We start from the raw sequence: 17,894 nt of genomic DNA on the forward strand, positions 1-17,894 counted from the left end.
CATCGATGTCGACGATTGCGGCCCGATGGTGCTGGATGCGCTGCTCTATATCAAGAACAAGATCGACCCGACGCTGACCCTGCGCCGCTCCTGCCGCGAGGGCATTTGCGGCTCCTGCGCCATGAATATCGACGGCACCAATACGCTGGCCTGCACCAAGGGCATGGACGACGTGAAGGGGACGGTCAAGGTCTATCCGCTGCCGCACATGCCCGTCGTCAAGGACCTGGTGCCGGACCTCACCAATTTCTACGCCCAGCATCGCTCGATCGAGCCCTGGCTGAAGACGGTCTCGCCGACCCCGGCCAAGGAATGGAAGCAGAGCCATGACGACCGCCAGAAGCTCGACGGGCTCTATGAGTGCATTCTCTGCGCCTGCTGTTCCGCCTCCTGCCCGAGCTATTGGTGGAACGGCGACCGCTATCTCGGCCCGGCCGTGCTGCTGCAGGCCTATCGCTGGCTGATCGACAGCCGGGACGAAGCCAAGGGCGAGCGACTGGACGATCTGGAAGATCCCTTCCGCCTCTATCGCTGCCATACGATCATGAACTGCGCCCAGACCTGTCCAAAGGGTCTCAACCCGGCCAAGGCGATCGGCGAAATCAAGAAGATGATGGTCGAGCGGAAGTTGTAGTTCCCCGGCACGTTGCACCACGCAGGAAACATTGGTTCGGGTTTCACCCCTCTGTCCCTTCGTGACATCTCCCCCACAAGGGGGAGGCCACCATGATCTGCCGTGGCTTCCTTGCATGGTGGGCACAGAGCCAGCGGCTAGTCTCCCTCCTCGTGGGGGAGATGCCGGCGTCGCCGACAGAGGGGGCCACGCAGGTCGAAGCCCCCCCGCTTTTTAAGAGGACGGCTCCGCCCAACAACTTTCCAGCGCAGCCCGTGCAACCGTTTCAATCGTGCCACAGTCCCAAAGAATCACGCGCATCTTGATTTTAAAGTTAGTTTTAAACTAATTCCGCCTATATTCCCCTGAACAAAGCCATAGACGCCAACAGCAGAGACGATCGGGAGCTTAGACATGCGGACAATACATGCGGTTGCGGGACTGGCCTTGGTGCTGGCAGTGGCTGGATGTCAGCGGACGTCCATGACCGATTTCGGCGGAAATCCCATGCAGCCGGCGCCCTTGCAGGCGCAGCCGGTGCCGACGGTTCAATCCAGCCAGCTTTCCGCCCCGACGGGCGATACCTCGCAGTTTCCGGCCGCACCCGTCAACGGCACGGCGGCAGTGGGTGGTGTGCAGACGCCGGCCGGCACTGAGGTCGCAGCCGCGACCAACGCGCTCGATGTCACAAAGGAATCGATGGTCGGCAACTGGCGGGTCTCGAATGCCGGCGCCTCCTGCGACATGTTCCTGACGCTCACCAATCTCGGCAGCGGTTCGCGCGGCGGTACGCGCGGTTGCGCCGGAGAACTGACGACCATGGGGTCTTGGGAAGTGGCCGGCAAGCAGGTCGTCCTGAAGGATCGCAACGGCAATCCGCTGGCCCGCCTGTTCAAGACCGCCGATTCGCGCTTTGACGGCTCGACCAATGGCGGCCAGTCGGTCAGCCTCAGCCGCTAACAGACCAGCCCGGCATCACCGCCGGGCTTTTTCCTGCCGTCGTTTCCGACACCAGACCGGTCCAGCGCGTGCCCAATCCCGAAGACAGTATTTCGCGAAAACTCGAAGCCATGATCGCGGCCGGCATGCTCAGGCGTGACTCGGCGCAGATGGGTATAGCGAGGAGGCTTGATCACCTGTCGAGCGAACTGGCCGGCAGTCGCGCGCAGCGCAAGTCGAATGCACTGGGATGGCTGTTTGCCTCGCGCAAGAACGATCATCCGCCGCTGAAGGGCCTCTATCTCTACGGCGGCGTCGGGCGCGGCAAGACCATGCTGATGGATCTGTTTTTCGAGACGGTGCCGATCGAGCGCAAGCGGCGGGCGCATTTCCATGAATTCATGGCCGACGTGCACGACCGCATCTTCAAGCATCGGCAGAAGCTGAAGAATGGCGAGACGCGCCAGGCGGACCCGATGCCGCCGGTGGCGTCCGAAATCTTCGCTGAAGCTCGGCTGCTGTGCTTCGACGAGTTTTCCGTCACCGACATTGCCGATGCGATGATCCTGTCGCGGCTGTTCAACGAACTGTTCGCCAAGGGTTGCGTGCTGGTCGCGACCTCCAATGTCGAGCCGGTCAATCTCTACCGCGAGGGCCTGAACCGCGATCTTTTCCTGCCGTTCATCGATCTCCTGAAGGCCCATGCCCACATCGTGCCGCTCGATGCCGGCACGGATTACCGACTGGCCAAGATCGAAGGCCTGCCGGTCTGGTCGGCTCCACTGGGGCCTCAGGCCGATGCGGAGCTGGACAATGCCTGGAGGCTGGCGACGGCGGGCCTTGCCGCTCATCCGGCCGAAGTCGCCTTCAAGGGGCGCAAGATCGTCGTGCCGATGGCGGCGGGCGAATGCGCGCGCTTCTCGTTTGCCGATCTTTGCGAAAAACCGCTGGGGGCGGCCGATTACCTCGCCATCCTCTCGCAGTATCGCACCGTCTTCGTCGAGCATATCCCGCATCTGAGCCCGGAACGGCGCAACGAAACCAAGCGCTTCATCATGCTGGTCGACACGATCTACGATCACGGCGCGCGTCTGTTTGCTTCGGCTGCAGCGGCCCCGATCGACCTTCTGACGGCCAGGAAGGGCACCGAAGGCTTCGAATTCGACAGGACAGTTTCACGCCTGATCGAGATGCAAAGCGCCGAATATGCCGAAAGTCATCACCGTGGATCTGCTGTTTCGTGACAGGTTGGCGACATAATTTCTTACGTTTACGTAAGAAATTTATGATCTAACCGATTGAAAACGTTCTACTCAAAACTAGTTATTGATATTTTAGATTTTGAAGGTTAATTCCTTGCGCCGTAGGTTTGCCACGGCTCGGTGTCAGGGATGCCACGTTTCAGGCCTGTCAGTTTTGGATGCTAAAGGAAGCACTTTCATGGCTCGCAACAAGATCGCACTCATTGGTTCTGGAATGATTGGTGGCACGCTGGCGCATCTTGCCGGCCTGAAGGAGCTGGGCGACATCGTTCTGTTCGATATCGCCGACGGCATCCCGCAGGGCAAGGGCCTCGATATCGCCCAGTCCTCCCCGGTTGAAGGGTTCAACGCCAACCTCACCGGCGCCAGCGACTATTCCGCCATCGAAGGCGCCGACGTCTGCATCGTCACCGCCGGCGTTGCCCGCAAGCCGGGCATGAGCCGCGACGACCTGCTCGGCATCAACCTCAAGGTCATGGAACAGGTCGGCGCCGGCATCAAGAAATATGCCCCGAACGCCTTCGTCATCTGCATCACCAATCCGCTCGACGCGATGGTCTGGGCGCTGCAGAAGTTCTCCGGCCTGCCGAAGAACATGGTCGTGGGCATGGCCGGCGTGCTCGATAGCTCACGCTTCCGCCTGTTCCTGTCCCAGGAATTCAACGTTTCCGTCCAGGACGTCACCGCCTTCGTTCTTGGCGGCCATGGCGATACGATGGTGCCGCTCGCCCGCTACTCCACCGTTGGCGGTATCCCGCTGACCGACCTCGTCAAGATGGGCTGGGTCACCAAGGAGCGTCTCGAGGAAATCATCCAGCGCACCCGTGACGGTGGCGCCGAAATCGTCGGTCTGCTCAAGACCGGTTCGGCCTATTACGCCCCGGCCGCCTCGGCGATCGAGATGGCCGATGCCTTCCTCAAGGACAAGAAGCGCGTGCTGCCCGCCGCTGCCCATCTGACGGGCCAGTATGGCGTCAAGGACATGTACGTTGGCGTTCCCACCATCATCGGTGCTGGCGGTGTCGAGCGCATCATCGAAGTCGAATTCACCAAGGCCGAGCAGGACGCCTTCGACAAGTCGGTCGCTTCGGTTGCCGGTCTCTGCGAAGCCTGCGTCGCCATCGCGCCAAGCCTCAAGTAATTGCCGCTCGGCCTTCAACAGGAAATCTCCCCATGAACATTCATGAATATCAGGCCAAGGCTCTCCTGAAGACCTTTGGCGCACCGGTCGCGGAAGGTGTCGCCATCTTCTCCGCCGACGAGGCCGAAGCGGCGGCAAAGTCGCTTCCGGGTCCGCTTTACGTCGTCAAGAGCCAGATCCATGCTGGTGGTCGCGGCAAGGGCAAGTTCAAGGAACTCGGCCCCGATGCCAAGGGCGGCGTTCGCCTGGCTTTCTCGATCGAGGAGGCCAAGGCGCATGCCAAGGAAATGATGGGCAATACGCTGGTGACCGCCCAGACGGGCGAAGCCGGCAAGCAGGTCAACCGCCTCTACATCGAGGACGGCGCCGATATCGACCGCGAACTCTATTGCTCGCTGCTGGTCGATCGCTCCGTCGGTCGCGTTGCCTTCGTCGTTTCGACGGAAGGCGGCATGGACATCGAGGCTGTCGCCCATGACACGCCGGAAAAGATCCACACCATCGCCATCGACCCGGAAGCCGGCGTCACGGCTGCCGATATCGCCGCGATCTCCAAGGCTCTCGAGCTTTCGGGTGCGGCCGCTGAAGACGCCAAGTCGCTCTTCCCGCTGCTCTACAAGGCCTTCAACGAGAAGGACATGGCGCTGCTCGAGGTCAACCCGCTGATCGTCATGAAGAACGACCATCTGCGCGTCCTCGACGCCAAGATGTCGTTCGACGGCAATGCGATCTTCCGTCACGACGACGTCAAGGCGCTGCGCGACGAGACCGAGGAAGACGCCAAGGAAATCGAAGCCTCCAAATGGGACCTCGCCTATGTCGCCCTCGACGGCAATATCGGCTGCATGGTCAACGGTGCCGGTCTCGCCATGGCGACGATGGATATCATCAAGCTCTACGGCAAGGAGCCGGCAAACTTCTGCGACGTCGGCGGTGGCGCCGGCAAGGAGAAGGTGGCTGCAGCCTTCAAGATCATCACGGCAGACCCGAAGGTGGAGGGTATCCTCGTCAACATCTTCGGCGGCATCATGAAGTGCGACGTCATCGCTGAAGGTGTTGTCGCGGCCGTTCAGGAAGTCGGCCTCAAGGTTCCGCTCGTCGTGCGCCTCGAAGGCACCAATGTCGAGCTTGGAAAGAAGATCCTGAACGAATCGGGTCTTGCGATCACGGCAGCAGACGATCTCGACGATGCAGCCAAGAAGATCGTTGCGGCGATCAACGCCTAATTTGAGGACCTGATAATGTCTATTCTCGTCAATAAGAATACCAAGGTCCTGGTTCAGGGCCTGACCGGCAAGACCGGTACGTTCCACACCGAACAGGCGCTCGCTTACTACGGTACGCAGATGGTCGGCGGCATTCATCCGAAGAAGGGTGGCGAAACCTGGACCGGATCGAAGGGCGAAAGCCTGCCGATCTTTGCAACGGTTGCCGAAGCCAAGGAACGCACAGGCGCCGATGCGTCCGTGATCTATGTTCCGCCGGCTGGCGCTGCGGACGCGATCATCGAGGCGATCGAAGCCGAGATCCCGTTCATCACCTGCATTACCGAAGGCATCCCGGTCATGGACATGGTTCGCGTCAAGGCCCGCCTTGATCGTTCCAAGTCGCGCCTGCTCGGACCGAACTGCCCGGGCATCCTGACGCCGGAAGAATGCAAGATCGGCATCATGCCGGGCTCGATCTTCCGCAAGGGTTCGGTCGGCATCGTTTCCCGTTCGGGCACGCTCACCTATGAAGCGGTGTTCCAGACGTCGAACGAAGGCCTTGGCCAGACGACGGCCGTCGGCATCGGCGGTGACCCGGTCAAGGGCACCGAATTCATCGACGTGCTCGAAATGTTCCTCGCCGACGACGAAACCAAGTCGATCATCATGATCGGCGAAATCGGCGGCGCGGCAGAAGAAGAAGCGGCACAGTTCCTCATCGACGAAGCCAAGAAGGGTCGCAAGAAGCCGATGGCCGGCTTTATCGCCGGTCGTACCGCTCCGAAGGGGCGCACGATGGGCCATGCCGGTGCTGTTGTTTCCGGCGGCAAGGGCGATGCAGAATCGAAGATCGCCGCCATGGAGCAGGCCGGCATCCGCGTTTCGCCGTCGCCGGCGCGCCTTGGCAAGACATTGGTCGAAGTCCTCAAGGGCTGAGACACCGAGACGTGATCGGGCCTGTCCTTGCGGCCGGCCCGATCGCCTCCATCTGAATGACGGTCGGGCGTTTCAAGCGCCTGAAGACGAAGGTCGACCGGGACTGAAGCCGGCAGAGTTAACAAGTCAGGAGGCGGACGGACAGGTCCGCAAAACACCATGGCAAGGCAAGAAGCCAACGAGCAATTTCAGCTGACATCGTTCCTCGACGGTGCCAATGCAGGCTATATCGATCAGCTCTATGCGCGATACGAAAACGATCCGTCGTCGGTCTCCGGCGAATGGCAGTCGTTCTTCAAGGCGCTGCAGGACCAGCCAGACGACGTGATCCGCGCTGCCAAGGGGGCCTCCTGGAAAAAGCCGAACTGGCCGATCCCCGCCAGCGGCGACCTCGTTTCCGCGCTCGACGGCGATTGGGGAACGGTGGAGAAGGTCATCGAAAAGAAGGTGCAGGCCAAGGCCGAGGAAAAGGCCGCCGCGACCGGCGTTGCGGCCACGCCCGCCGACGTCCATCAGGCGACCCGCGACAGCGTCCGCGCCATCATGCTGATCCGCGCCTACCGCGCCCGAGGGCACCTGCATGCCAAGCTCGACCCGCTGGCGATCGCCGCGCCGGTCGAGGATTATCATGAGCTGTCGCCGTCCAATTACGGTTTCAGCGACGCCGATCTGGATCGCAAGATCTTTCTCGACAACGTGCTCGGGCTTGAAGAAGCAACGCTGCGCGAGATCGTCGAAATCCTCGAGCGCACCTACTGTTCGACGCTCGGCGTCGAGTTCATGCATATCTCCGATCCGGAGATCAAGGGCTGGATTCAGGAGCGCATCGAAGGCGCCGACAAGGGCATCGACTTCACGCCGGAAGGCAAGAAGGCCATCCTGCAGAAGCTGATCGAGGCCGAGGGCTTCGAGCAGTTCATCGACGTCAAGTACAAGGGCACCAAGCGTTTCGGTCTCGACGGCGGCGAAAGCCTCATTCCGGCGCTGGAGCAGATCATCAAGCGCGGCGGCCAGGAAGGCCTGAAGGAAATCATTTTCGGCATGGCCCATCGCGGCCGGCTGAACGTGCTTACCAATGTGATGGGCAAGCCGCATCGCGCCGTGTTCCACGAGTTCAAGGGCGGTTCGGCCGCACCGGATGACGTCGAGGGTTCGGGCGACGTGAAATATCACCTGGGCGCCTCCTCGGACCGCGAGTTCGACGGCAACAAGGTGCATCTGTCGCTGACCGCCAACCCGTCTCATCTGGAAATCGTCAACCCGGTGGTCATGGGCAAGGCGCGCGCCAAGCAGGACCAGATGGCGAAGATCTTCGAGGGCGACATCATTCCGCTTTCGGAACGCGCCCAGGTCATGCCGCTTCTGCTGCATGGCGACGCCGCCTTCGCGGGTCAGGGCGTCACGGCCGAAATCCTCGGGCTTTCCGGCCTGCGTGGCCACCGCGTTGCCGGCACCGTGCATTTCATCATCAACAACCAGATCGGCTTCACCACCAATCCGGCCTTCTCGCGCTCGTCGCCCTATCCGTCCGACGTCGCCAAAATGATCGAGGCGCCGATCTTCCACGTCAACGGGGACGATCCGGAAGCGGTTGTCTACGCAGCCAAGATCGCCACCGAATTCCGGATGAAATACCACAAGCCGGTCGTGGTCGACATGTTCTGCTACCGCCGCTTTGGCCATAACGAAGGCGACGAGCCGTCGTTCACGCAGCCGAAGATGTACAAGGTCATCCGTGCCCACAAGCCGGTGGTGCAGATCTATGGCGAACGCCTGATCGCGGAGGGAATCATCAGCGAAGGCGAACTGGAAAAGATGCGGGCCGACTGGCGCGCCCATTTGGAGCAGGAATTCGAGGCCGGCCAGTCCTACAAGCCCAACAAGGCCGACTGGCTGGATGGCGCATGGTCGGGCCTTCGCGCCGCCGACAACCAGGACGAACAGCGCCGCGGCAAGACCGGCGTGCCGATGAAGTCGCTGAAGGAAATCGGCCGTAAGCTGTCGGAAGTTCCCGCCGGCTTTAACGTGCACAAGACCATCCGGCGCTTCATGGATGGCCGCGCCAACATGACCGCCACCGGCGAGGGCATCGACTGGGCGATGGCGGAAGCGCTTGCCTTCGGTTCGCTGGCGACGGAAGGCACCAAGATCCGCCTGTCCGGCCAGGATTGCGAACGCGGCACCTTCTCGCAGCGCCATTCGGTGCTCTACGATCAGGAGACCGAGGAACGCTACATCCCGCTCGCCAACCTGTCGCCGACCCAGGCCCGCTATGAGGTCATCAACTCGATGCTCTCGGAAGAGGCGGTGCTGGGCTTCGAATATGGCTATTCGCTGGCCCGTCCGAACGCGCTGACGCTTTGGGAAGCCCAGTTCGGCGACTTCGCCAACGGCGCGCAGGTGGTGTTCGACCAGTTCATCTCGTCGGGTGAACGCAAGTGGCTGCGCATGTCCGGTCTCGTCTGCCTTCTGCCGCACGGTTATGAAGGCCAGGGTCCGGAACATTCCTCGGCCCGCCTCGAGCGCTGGCTGCAGATGTGCGCCGAAGACAACATGCAGGTCGCCAACGTCACGACGCCGTCGAACTATTTCCACATCCTGCGCCGCCAGATGAAACGCGACTTCCGCAAGCCGCTGATCATGATGACGCCGAAGTCGCTGCTGCGCCACAAGCGCGCCGTCTCCTCGCTGTCGGAAATGGCCGGCGACACCTCGTTCCACCGTCTGCTCTGGGACGATGCGGAGGTGATCAAGGATGGCCCGATCAAGCTGCAGAAGGACGCCAAGATCCGGCGCGTCGTGCTGTGTACCGGCAAGGTCTATTACGATCTTCTGGAAGAACGCGAGAAGCGCGGCATCGACGATGTCTACCTGCTGCGTGTCGAACAGCTCTATCCGTTCCCGGCCAAGGCGCTGATCAACGAACTCAGCCGCTTCCGCAATGCGGAAATGGTCTGGTGCCAGGAAGAGCCGAAGAACATGGGCGCCTGGTCGTTCATCGACCCCTATCTGGAATGGGTGCTTGCCCATATCGACGCCAAGTACCAGCGCGTGCGCTACACCGGCCGTCCGGCCGCCGCTTCGCCGGCAACGGGGCTGATGTCGAAGCATCTGGCACAACTCGCCGCCTTCCTCGAAGACGCGCTCGGCGGCTGACGATCGGGAGGCCGCAAGGCCTCCCCCTCTTCTCCATTGGAAACAGACACCCGATCAACGGACGACAAATATCATGGCTACAGAAATCCGCGTTCCCACTCTGGGCGAATCCGTCAGCGAAGCCACCGTCGGTACATGGTTCAAGAAGGTTGGCGATACCATCAAGGCCGATGAACCGCTGCTCGAACTCGAAACCGACAAGGTGACTATCGAAGTCCCGGCGCCTGCTGCCGGCGTTCTCACCGAGATCGTCGCCGCCGCCGGCGAAACCGTCGGTCTCGGCGCGCTGCTTGGCCAGATCGACGCTGCAGGCGCAGGAACTGCCGCTGCAGCACCTGCCGCCGCTGAAAAGAAGGTCGCCGCTCCGGCTGCTGCTGCGCCCGCGGCTCCGGCTGCCGCCGCACCCGTTGCCTCGGCCATGCCGGCAGCCCCGGCCGCCGCCAAGATGCTGGCTGAAAACAACCTCTCGGCCGAACAGGTCGATGGTTCGGGCAAGCGCGGCCAGGTGCTGAAGGGCGATGTCATCGCCGCCGTCGCCAAGGGTATCTCGACGCCTGCCGCTTCCGAGCCGGTCAAGGCCGTGTCGCGCGGCCCGTCGTCGGCCGAGGATGCGCCGCGTGAAGAGCGTGTCAAGATGACCCGCCTGCGCCAGACGATCGCCCGGCGCCTGAAGGACGCGCAGAATACCGCAGCCATGCTCACCACCTATAACGAGGTGGACATGAGCGCGGTGATGAGCCTGCGCACCAAGTACAAGGACATTTTCGAGAAGAAGCACGGCGTCAAGCTCGGCTTCATGGGCTTCTTTACCAAGGCCGTGACGCATGCGCTGAAGGAAATCCCCTCGGTCAACGCCGAGATCGACGGCACCGACATCATCTACAAGAATTTCTGCCATATCGGCATGGCCGTCGGCACCGACAAGGGCCTCGTCGTTCCGGTCATCCGTGATGCCGACGAGATGTCCATTGCCAGCGTCGAGAAGGAACTCGGTCGGCTCGCCAAGCTCGCCCGCGACGGCCAACTCGGCATGGGCGACATGCAGGGCGGCACGTTCACCATCACCAATGGCGGCGTCTACGGCTCGCTGATGTCCTCGCCGATCCTGAATGCGCCGCAGTCCGGCATCCTCGGCATGCACAAGATCCAGGATCGCCCGGTCGTCGTCGGCGGCCAGATCGTCATCCGCCCGATGATGTATCTCGCGCTCTCCTACGACCACCGCATCGTCGACGGCAAGGAAGCGGTGACCTTCCTCGTTCGCGTCAAGGAAAGCCTGGAAGATCCGGAACGTCTGGTGCTCGATCTGTAAGCTCGCGGCTTGAAGCCCTCATCCGCCCTGTCGGGCCCCTTCTCCCCGTTGCCACGGGGAGAAGGACCAAGTGGCAAACTCTGTAATCCCCTCTCCCCGCGAGCGGGGAGAGGGTTAGAATGAGGGGCATTTTTGACTGAAGCGCCTCTCCGATCCGGGACGGCCGATCATCAGGGAATAGTCTTCAATGGACGCCGCAACTCTCGCAATATCGCCGTTCGTTACCCTTGTCGCATGGAGTGTGGTGCTGCTTGCCGTTCATATCGGCCTGCAGAGCATTCCCGCGACGCTGGAGCTCGGATCGGCCTGGAATGCAGGCCCCCGCGATGAGCAGAAGAAGCCGGCCGGTGTCTTCGCCGGCCGCGCCGACCGCGCCTTCGCCAATTTCCGTGAAACCTATCCGGCCTTCATCGGTCTGGCGCTGTCGGTTGCCATCACCGGTGATCTCACCGGTTGGGGTCTTATCGGCGCATGGACTTGGCTCATCTGCCGGATCGTTTATATTCCGCTTTATCTGGCGGGCATTCCCTATGTCCGCTCGCTGGTCTGGCTCGGTTCGCTTGCCGGACTGCTGCTGATGTTCGGCGTCATCGTCTTCCAATGAGCAAGGAAGAGATTAACGCGGAACCAGTTTCCGACCTGCTGGATGTTGATAAGGCAAATCTTGGCCTGTTTTCTTTCAGTGACGCCGAGCTTGAGCAACGTGCGATAACGCCCGTTGAAATCGGCTCTGTCGTCGTTCGATCCGGGCAGGTTCGCGTCAGTGATCCGCTCGCCTATCCGGATTTTCCAGCTCTTAACCGCCGGGTACCGCCGGGGCGTTATCCCGTTCGGATTTATTTTGCCTTCGGCCGGGTTGCCGCTGCGTCGATGCGCTTATTCAACGGGATACCGGTTTCATGGGAATTGGCGGGCGTCGAAGATGATGTCGACGGCCAGGCTCAGTTTCCCGGAATATGTCCCGTGGATGCCGGAATGGCCGGTTTCATGGACGTTGATGCTTTTGCCCAGATGAAACGGCGGGTAGCGAAGCTGAGAGCCGAACGCAGTGACAAGAGCGTCAATTACTATAATGATGTGATCGCTGCGGAAGTTGCTGTTAATGATGACGAATGGACATTGCACCAACCGATGATTGATAGCGAACTCAACGTCGCCATATTCCACAGTGGATGGGGTGACGGGGCGTATCCCGTGTTGTGGGGGCTTTCAGCTGAAGGGGAAGCAATGGTTCTCTTTGTCGATTTCACCGTGATGGACGATGCAGACGGGCGAAAGGAGCCTGAATGACCCACACCTACCTTCTTGAACTCGCCTCGCTGATGGCGATCTTTGCCTTTGCCATCGTGTCCCCGGGCGCCGATCTCGCCATGGTGATGCGCCAGTCGCTGATGAACGGGCGCCGAGCCGCCATCGTCACCTCGTTCGGTGTCGGCACGTCGCTGATGTTCCACGTCACCTACACGATCCTCGGTCTCGGGCTGATCATCTCGCAGTCGATCACCCTGTTCAACATCGTCAAGTGGTGCGGGGTCGCCTACCTGCTCTATATCGGCATCAAGGCGCTGAGAGCCGGCAAAACGGACATGACGGTGGGGGACGCGAGCGCCGCCGGAAGTGTGAAGCGCCAATCGCTTCTGAAGGCTTTCGGTCTCGGTTTTGCCGCCAATGCGCTCAACCCGAAGGCGGTTTTCTTCTTCCTGTCGATCTTTTCGACGGTGGTCGGCGCTCACACCCCCATTCCGGTGAAGTTCGGCTATGGCCTCGTCATGGCAAGCTGCCTCATCCTCTGGTTCGTCGGCGTCAGCCTGTTCATGACGACGCCGAAGATGCGCACCGCCTTTTCGCGCGCCAGCCAGTGGATCGATCGCACCAGCGGCCTGGTTTTCATCGCGCTGGGTTTGAAGCTCGCCACCGAGAAGGCAGCCTGAACATGTCGCCTGCCGTTCCCGCATCGCTTTTCGCCGTTCTCCTGGCCGTCTCGCCGGTCATTGCCGAAGATTGCCTGCAGGAACGGGCAATTTACGGGGATGCGGCCGGTGCCTATGAACTGCGCTTCGAGCCGGTGGGCTCCGGGAGCGCGGCCACCAGCAATCATTTCAAAATGTCGGTCGCCAAGTCCGACCTCATCCTCGACGGGATCGTCATGCAATCCGGCGAGCCGGTTCGGGCCAACGGCATGATCATGAACAACTGTCCGGAAGGCGACATCACTGGCGACGACATCGCCGCCTGCACGGTCTGGCAGGGCGTCGTCTACACCGTCGATACCGACGGAACGGTTGGCTCGCTGCCGGAAGAGGGCATGGTTGCGGTGGCCCAACTGCTCCTGCCCGATTTCGGACCCGCCATTCGCAATTCGTCCATCTGGGGCAAGGCGACCGTCGCGCCCTGGGATGTGCTGACCTTGAAAGGATGTGCGTCATGACATCAAGCGATCTGCCTGTTCTGCTGGTGACCGGCGGCAGCCGCGGCATTGGCGCCGCCATCTGCATCTTGGCCGCCGAACAGGGCTGGGCCGTCGTCGTCAACTACGCGTCCAACCGCCCGGCGGCGGATGCGGTCGTGGCTGAGATCACCGAGGCCGGCGGCAGGGCGATTGCCGTCGAGGGCGATGTCGGCAGCGAGGCGGGGATCAACGCGATCTTTGCCGCCGTCGACAAGGCGTTCGGCCGGCTTGATGGCCTCGTCAACAATGCCGGCATCGTCGGCATGCCGGCCCGGATCGACGAAATCACGCCGGATCGGCTGGAGCGCATGCTGCGCGTCAATGTCACCGGCTCCATTCTCTGCGCGGCCGCGGCCATACGGCGCATGTCGGTGCGCCATGGCGGCAAGGGTGGCGTCATTGTCAATATTTCCTCGATGGCCGCCATTCTCGGCTCGGCCGGGCAATATGTCGACTATGCCGCCTCCAAGGGCGCCATCGATACCTTTACCATCGGGCTTTCCCGTGAGGTCGCTTCGGATGGCATTCGTGTCAACGCGGTGCGCCCCGGCGTGATCGATACCGATATCCACGCGTCGGGCGGGCTTCCGGATCGCGCGCGTGAACTCGGGCCGACCATTCCAATGAAACGGCCGGGCACCGCGCAGGAGGTTGCCGATGCCGTTCTCTACCTGCTTTCGCCTTCGTCGTCCTATGTCACGGGCGCCATACTCAACGTCAGCGGCGGACGATAGCCGCTTCCAGGAAGGACTTTTCCATGGCTTATGATCTCATCGTTATCGGCACCGGCCCCGGCGGCTATGTCTGCGCCATCAAGGCGGCCCAGCTCGGCCTCAAGGTCGGCGTCATCGAGAAGCGCGCCACCTATGGCGGCACCTGCCTCAATATCGGCTGCATCCCGTCCAAGGCGCTGCTGCATGCCTCCGAAGTGTTTCACCAGACCGCCCACGGCATCGATGCGCTTGGCGTCGAGGTCGCGGCGCCGACACTCAACCTGTCCAAGATGATGGCCCACAAGGACGCGACGGTGAAGTCCAATGTTGATGGCGTCGCCTTCCTGTTCAAGAAGAACAAGATCGACGCCTTTCAGGGCACCGGCAAGGTGCTCGGCGAAGGCAAGGTCTCCGTCACCAGCGACAAGGGCGAGGAACAGGTCCTCGAAACCAAAAACATCGTCATCGCCACCGGTTCCGACGTTGCCGGCATCCCGGGTGTCGAGGTCGAGATCGATGAAAAGATCATCGTTTCCTCGACCGGTGGCATCGCGCTGGAAAAGGTCCCGGCCACCATGGTCGTCGTCGGTGGCGGCGTCATCGGCCTCGAACTCGGTTCGGTGTGGGCGCGGCTCGGCGCCAAGGTGACCGTCGTCGAATATCTCGATACCATCCTCGGCGGCATGGATGGCGAAGTTTCCAAGCAGTTCCAGCGCATGCTGGCCAAGCAGGGCATCGACTTCAAGCTCGGCGCCAAGGTCACCGGCGTTGAAAAATCGGGCGCCGGCGCCAAGGTGACGTTCGAGCCGGTCAAGGGCGGCGAGGCGCAATCGATCGATGCCGACGTGGTGCTGATCGCCACCGGTCGCAAACCCTATACGGCGGGCCTGGGTCTCGAGGAAGCCGGCATCAGGCTCGATCGCGGCCGTGTCGAAATCGACAATCACTTCCAGACCAGCGTTCCCGGCATCTATGCCATCGGCGACGTCGTGCGCGGCCCGATGCTCGCCCACAAGGCGGAAGACGAAGGCGTTGCCGTCGCCGAGATCATCGCCGGCCAGGCCGGTCATGTGAACTATGACGTCATCCCGGGCGTGGTCTACACCCAGCCGGAAGTCGCTTCCGTCGGCAAGACCGAGGAAGAGCTGAAGGCGGCTGGCGTCGCTTACAAGGTCGGCAAGTTCCCGTTCACCGCCAATGGCCGTGCGCGCGCCATGCTGGCCACGGACGGGTTCGTCAAGATCCTTGCCGACAAGGAGACCGACCGTGTTCTGGGCGGCCATATCGTCGGCTTCGGCGCCGGCGAGATGATCCACGAAATCGCCGTGCTGATGGAATTCGGCGGCTCCTCGGAAGATCTCGGCCGCACCTGCCACGCGCATCCGACAATGTCGGAAGCCGTCAAGGAAGCAGCACTCGCGACCTTTGCAAAGCCGATCCATATGTGAGTATGCGGGGGGAGCCCGGTTCTCTGGGCCCCCCTCTGTCCCTCCGGGACAAGCCTATTGCAGCGTCCGGACCTGCTCTGGCTGTGCGGCAACGGCGCCGGCATCCGCGCCGGGCGCCTGGGCGTCGAGGCCGGTGGCGACGACCGAGACACGGAAGACGCCGTCGAGATTCTTGTCGAAGATTGCGCCGACGACGATGTCGGCATCCTCGTAGACTTCCTCGCGGATGCGGGTTGCCGCTTCGTCGACCTCGAACAGGGTCATGTCGGAACCGCCCGAGATCGAGATCAGCACGCCCTTGGCGCCCTTCATCGAGACTTCGCTCAGGAGCGGATTGGCGATTGCCGCTTCGGCAGCCTTGGAAGCGCGGCTGTCGCCGCTTGCCTCGCCCGTGCCCATCATCGCCCGGCCCATGCCCTTCATCACCGACTTCACGTCGGCGAAGTCGAGATTGATCAGGCCTTCCTTGACGATCAGGTCGGTGATGCAGCCGACGCCGGAATAGAGCACGCGGTCGGCGATGACGAAGGCATCGGCAAAGGTGGTCTTGGCATCGGCAATGCGGAAAAGGTTCTGGTTGGGAATGACGATGACCGTGTCGGCGGCTTCGCGCAGGCGCTCGATGCCTTCCTCGGCCGATTGCATGCGACGCTTGCCCTCGAAGCTGAACGGCTTGGTGACGACCGCCACCGTCAGGATGCCGGCCTTGCGGGCGGCTTCGGCGATCACCGGGGCGGCGCCCGTACCGGTGCCACCACCCATGCCGGCGGTGACGAAGCACATATGCGTGCCGCCGAGATGGTCCATGATCTCGTCGATCGATTCTTCCGCCGCGGCGCGGCCGACCTCCGGCAGCGAACCGGCGCCCAGGCCTTCGGTCACCTGCGCGCCGAGCTGGATCAGCCGGGTCGCCTTCGACATGGTCAGGGCCTGTGCATCCGTATTGGCCGCAACGAACTCGGCGCCCTGCAGGCCTTCGGCGATCATGTTGTTGATGGCGTTGCCGCCACCGCCGCCAACGCCGATGACTGTGATCTTCGGTCTCATTTCCGAGATTTCGGGCTTCTTGAAATTCATGCGTCGTGTTCCTCGGGATAAAGCTGCGGCAGGCTGATCGCTCGATACGAATCAGTTTCGCCACGCAGAATAGGGAAGCAACAAGGCAGAGAGGCGGCGCCTGTGCAAGAGGGGGCCGCAAATATGGCCTGCCGGCGCGTTATTGTTGTCCCGCTCCCGGCATATCCTTGCCGCCATTGCGGAACGGGCTGACATGCTTGCCAGCTTCGACAAAAATGATAACTTAAGTCGATCTATCATTTTATGGAGAGTCTCGATGCGCCGCCTTCTGCCGCCAGTACTTGTTGGCTTGCTGCTGATTGCTTTGTTTGCGCTGTCCCGCGTCGAACAGCCGATTGACCCCTTGCCAGTTTCGTCAGCAATGATCGGATGGGTATGCATCCCTCTCGCGCTGATCGGCCTTGCGGTTGCGCGCAGGCAGTTTTCCAGGGCCAGTGCGGAGATCATGACGTTTGATACGCCGCGCAATCTCGTGACGGATGGCCTCTTCGCGTACAGCCGAAACCCCATGTATCTCTCGATGCTCCTGCTGGTTCTGGGGGCGGCATTGATCGTCGGGCATTGGGCGGGCCTGTTGATGCCCCTCGTCTTTTTTATCGCCGCCAACTGGTGGTATATCCCGTTCGAGGAAAACGCTGCCGAGCGGGCCTTCGGTGATCCATACAGGCAGTATCGCGCGCGCGTACGCCGCTGGATTTAAGCCATGTCTCGGCCTGTTGTCGAAAAAACGCTCATGCGTCGGCGCTTTGTGACGGCGGCGGAGGAAATATTGCGATCAAATGGCGGTACGCGTCTGGCATTGGCCGATGTCGCCGCGCGTCTCGGCATGTCGCAATCCAACAGCTATCGCTACTTCCCGGACCGGCAAGCGCTCATTTCCATGCTGGCTGAAAACTGGTTTGCCGGGGTGGAAGATGCAGTCGCTGCCGCTGTTATGGCGGAGTCCGAACCGGATGGACAGGTGGCCGCTTGGGTTCTGGAAACGATGCGCGCCAAATGTCAGCGATACGACGCCGACCCGACTTTGTTCCTGGCCTATCTGCGTCTCGCCAGCGGAGAGGCGAAGGCGATTGTCTGCCACGTCGGCCGCTTGCGGGAAATCATCCGTCCCGCGGTTGCCGCGCTCACTGGGGAAACAGAGGCGGAAGACGCGCTGATCTTGCTTGAAGACGCTACGATCCTGTTTCGAAATCCATTTCTGATAGCCCAGCACCGAGCAACGCTGTCTGAAACACGGGCGCGCCGGATTGCCGAGGCAATCGTTCAAGCAATCAGCCATCGTTAGCTCGAATCCGGATTGCCGGTGCATACATCGAGATGGCAGGATTCGTCGGTCGCAAGCGGCCGAAGGCAGGGCCGTAATCTTGGCGAATCCGTTCGCCGGAAGGTTGCCAGTCCACCTGCGGCCCCACAGCGGAGATTCTCATGGCCTTGAGCCTGCCGCCCACAAATCTCATCCCCCTCCATCCCCGCCCAGCAATCCCGTGCCATGATCATCGCGTCCTGTCGCGGATACACCGCAAGACGTTTGCGGCGAGGCAGGGCTGGCGCTCCACGGAAAGCCTCGGGGTCTTTTGACCCCGAACGTCAGGCGGAACGGAAGGAGAGCCCCCGGAACATGGACCCCCTCCGTCCTTATG

Annotated in this window: 17 protein-coding genes; 16 read left to right on the plus strand and 1 reads right to left on the minus strand. The window is 61.8% G+C overall.

Annotated elements, in window-relative coordinates:
- The 14 genes from VL202_RS15695 to lpdA form a co-directional block, all read left to right on the plus strand.
- On the plus strand, nucleotides 1-634 hold a 634-nt coding region (locus tag VL202_RS15695), incomplete at its 5' end, for a succinate dehydrogenase iron-sulfur subunit (protein WP_325465031.1).
- Nucleotides 635-1,027: 393 nt separating this feature from the next.
- Nucleotides 1,028-1,573 carry a protease inhibitor Inh/omp19 family protein gene (locus tag VL202_RS15700; protein WP_325465032.1) on the plus strand — a complete coding sequence of 182 codons (546 nt, stop codon included), beginning with the start codon at nucleotides 1,028-1,030 and terminating at the stop codon, nucleotides 1,571-1,573.
- Between the two features lie 68 nt (nucleotides 1,574-1,641).
- On the plus strand, nucleotides 1,642-2,796 hold the full coding sequence (zapE, locus tag VL202_RS15705) for a cell division protein ZapE (RefSeq protein WP_325465033.1): 1,155 nt from the start codon (nucleotides 1,642-1,644) through the stop codon (nucleotides 2,794-2,796).
- A 196-nt stretch (nucleotides 2,797-2,992) separates the two neighbouring features.
- Nucleotides 2,993-3,955 carry a malate dehydrogenase gene (gene mdh, locus VL202_RS15710; protein WP_325465034.1) on the plus strand — a complete coding sequence of 321 codons (963 nt, stop codon included), beginning with the start codon at nucleotides 2,993-2,995 and terminating at the stop codon, nucleotides 3,953-3,955.
- Between the two features lie 32 nt (nucleotides 3,956-3,987).
- Nucleotides 3,988-5,181 carry an ADP-forming succinate--CoA ligase subunit beta gene (gene sucC, locus VL202_RS15715; RefSeq protein ID WP_325465035.1) on the plus strand — a complete coding sequence of 398 codons (1,194 nt, stop codon included), beginning with the start codon at nucleotides 3,988-3,990 and terminating at the stop codon, nucleotides 5,179-5,181.
- Nucleotides 5,182-5,196: 15 nt separating this feature from the next.
- Nucleotides 5,197-6,099 carry a succinate--CoA ligase subunit alpha gene (gene sucD / locus VL202_RS15720; RefSeq protein WP_325465036.1) on the plus strand — a complete coding sequence of 301 codons (903 nt, stop codon included), beginning with the start codon at nucleotides 5,197-5,199 and terminating at the stop codon, nucleotides 6,097-6,099.
- Between the two features lie 159 nt (nucleotides 6,100-6,258).
- The gene (locus tag VL202_RS15725; protein WP_325465037.1) at nucleotides 6,259-9,255 is read left to right on the plus strand and encodes a 2-oxoglutarate dehydrogenase E1 component; all 2,997 of its coding nucleotides are present in this window, start codon (nucleotides 6,259-6,261) and stop codon (nucleotides 9,253-9,255) included.
- Nucleotides 9,256-9,328: 73 nt separating this feature from the next.
- Nucleotides 9,329-10,567: a 2-oxoglutarate dehydrogenase complex dihydrolipoyllysine-residue succinyltransferase gene (gene odhB / locus VL202_RS15730; protein WP_325465038.1), complete on the plus strand. Its 1,239-nt coding sequence runs from the start codon at nucleotides 9,329-9,331 to the stop codon at nucleotides 10,565-10,567.
- 187 nt (nucleotides 10,568-10,754) lie between these two features.
- On the plus strand, nucleotides 10,755-11,171 hold the full coding sequence (locus VL202_RS15735; RefSeq protein WP_325465039.1) for an MAPEG family protein: 417 nt from the start codon (nucleotides 10,755-10,757) through the stop codon (nucleotides 11,169-11,171).
- Nucleotides 11,168-11,857, plus strand: coding sequence for a DUF4241 domain-containing protein (locus VL202_RS15740; RefSeq protein WP_325465040.1), 690 nt, complete (start codon nucleotides 11,168-11,170; stop codon nucleotides 11,855-11,857). Before VL202_RS15735 ends, VL202_RS15740 begins: the two co-directional genes overlap by 4 nt.
- A complete protein-coding gene (locus VL202_RS15745; protein ID WP_325465041.1) occupies nucleotides 11,854-12,498 on the plus strand; it encodes a LysE family transporter in 645 nt (214 codons plus the stop codon). Before VL202_RS15740 ends, VL202_RS15745 begins: the two co-directional genes overlap by 4 nt.
- Before the next feature lie 2 nt (nucleotides 12,499-12,500).
- Nucleotides 12,501-12,995 carry a hypothetical protein gene (locus tag VL202_RS15750; RefSeq protein ID WP_325465042.1) on the plus strand — a complete coding sequence of 165 codons (495 nt, stop codon included), beginning with the start codon at nucleotides 12,501-12,503 and terminating at the stop codon, nucleotides 12,993-12,995.
- Nucleotides 12,992-13,750, plus strand: coding sequence for an SDR family oxidoreductase (locus tag VL202_RS15755; RefSeq protein ID WP_325465043.1), 759 nt, complete (start codon nucleotides 12,992-12,994; stop codon nucleotides 13,748-13,750). The genes VL202_RS15750 and VL202_RS15755 overlap by 4 nt, the downstream gene beginning before the upstream one ends.
- A gap of 23 nt (nucleotides 13,751-13,773) precedes the next feature.
- On the plus strand, nucleotides 13,774-15,177 hold the full coding sequence (lpdA, locus tag VL202_RS15760; RefSeq protein WP_325465044.1) for a dihydrolipoyl dehydrogenase: 1,404 nt from the start codon (nucleotides 13,774-13,776) through the stop codon (nucleotides 15,175-15,177).
- A 54-nt stretch (nucleotides 15,178-15,231) separates the two neighbouring features.
- On the opposite strand, the gene ftsZ is transcribed toward lpdA, so the two are convergent.
- Nucleotides 15,232-16,254, minus strand: coding sequence for a cell division protein FtsZ (ftsZ, locus tag VL202_RS15765; RefSeq protein ID WP_325465045.1), 1,023 nt, complete (start codon nucleotides 16,252-16,254; stop codon nucleotides 15,232-15,234).
- A gap of 193 nt (nucleotides 16,255-16,447) precedes the next feature.
- Between ftsZ and VL202_RS15770 the strand changes: the two genes are divergently transcribed.
- Nucleotides 16,448-16,954, plus strand: coding sequence for an isoprenylcysteine carboxylmethyltransferase family protein (locus tag VL202_RS15770; protein ID WP_325465046.1), 507 nt, complete (start codon nucleotides 16,448-16,450; stop codon nucleotides 16,952-16,954).
- A 3-nt stretch (nucleotides 16,955-16,957) separates the two neighbouring features.
- The gene (locus tag VL202_RS15775) at nucleotides 16,958-17,539 is read left to right on the plus strand and encodes a TetR/AcrR family transcriptional regulator (RefSeq protein ID WP_325465047.1); all 582 of its coding nucleotides are present in this window, start codon (nucleotides 16,958-16,960) and stop codon (nucleotides 17,537-17,539) included.
- The last annotated feature ends 355 nt before the right edge of the window (nucleotides 17,540-17,894 follow it).

Source organism: Pararhizobium sp., assembly GCF_035497515.1.
In the GTDB taxonomy this organism is placed as follows: domain Bacteria; phylum Pseudomonadota; class Alphaproteobacteria; order Rhizobiales; family Rhizobiaceae; genus Pararhizobium.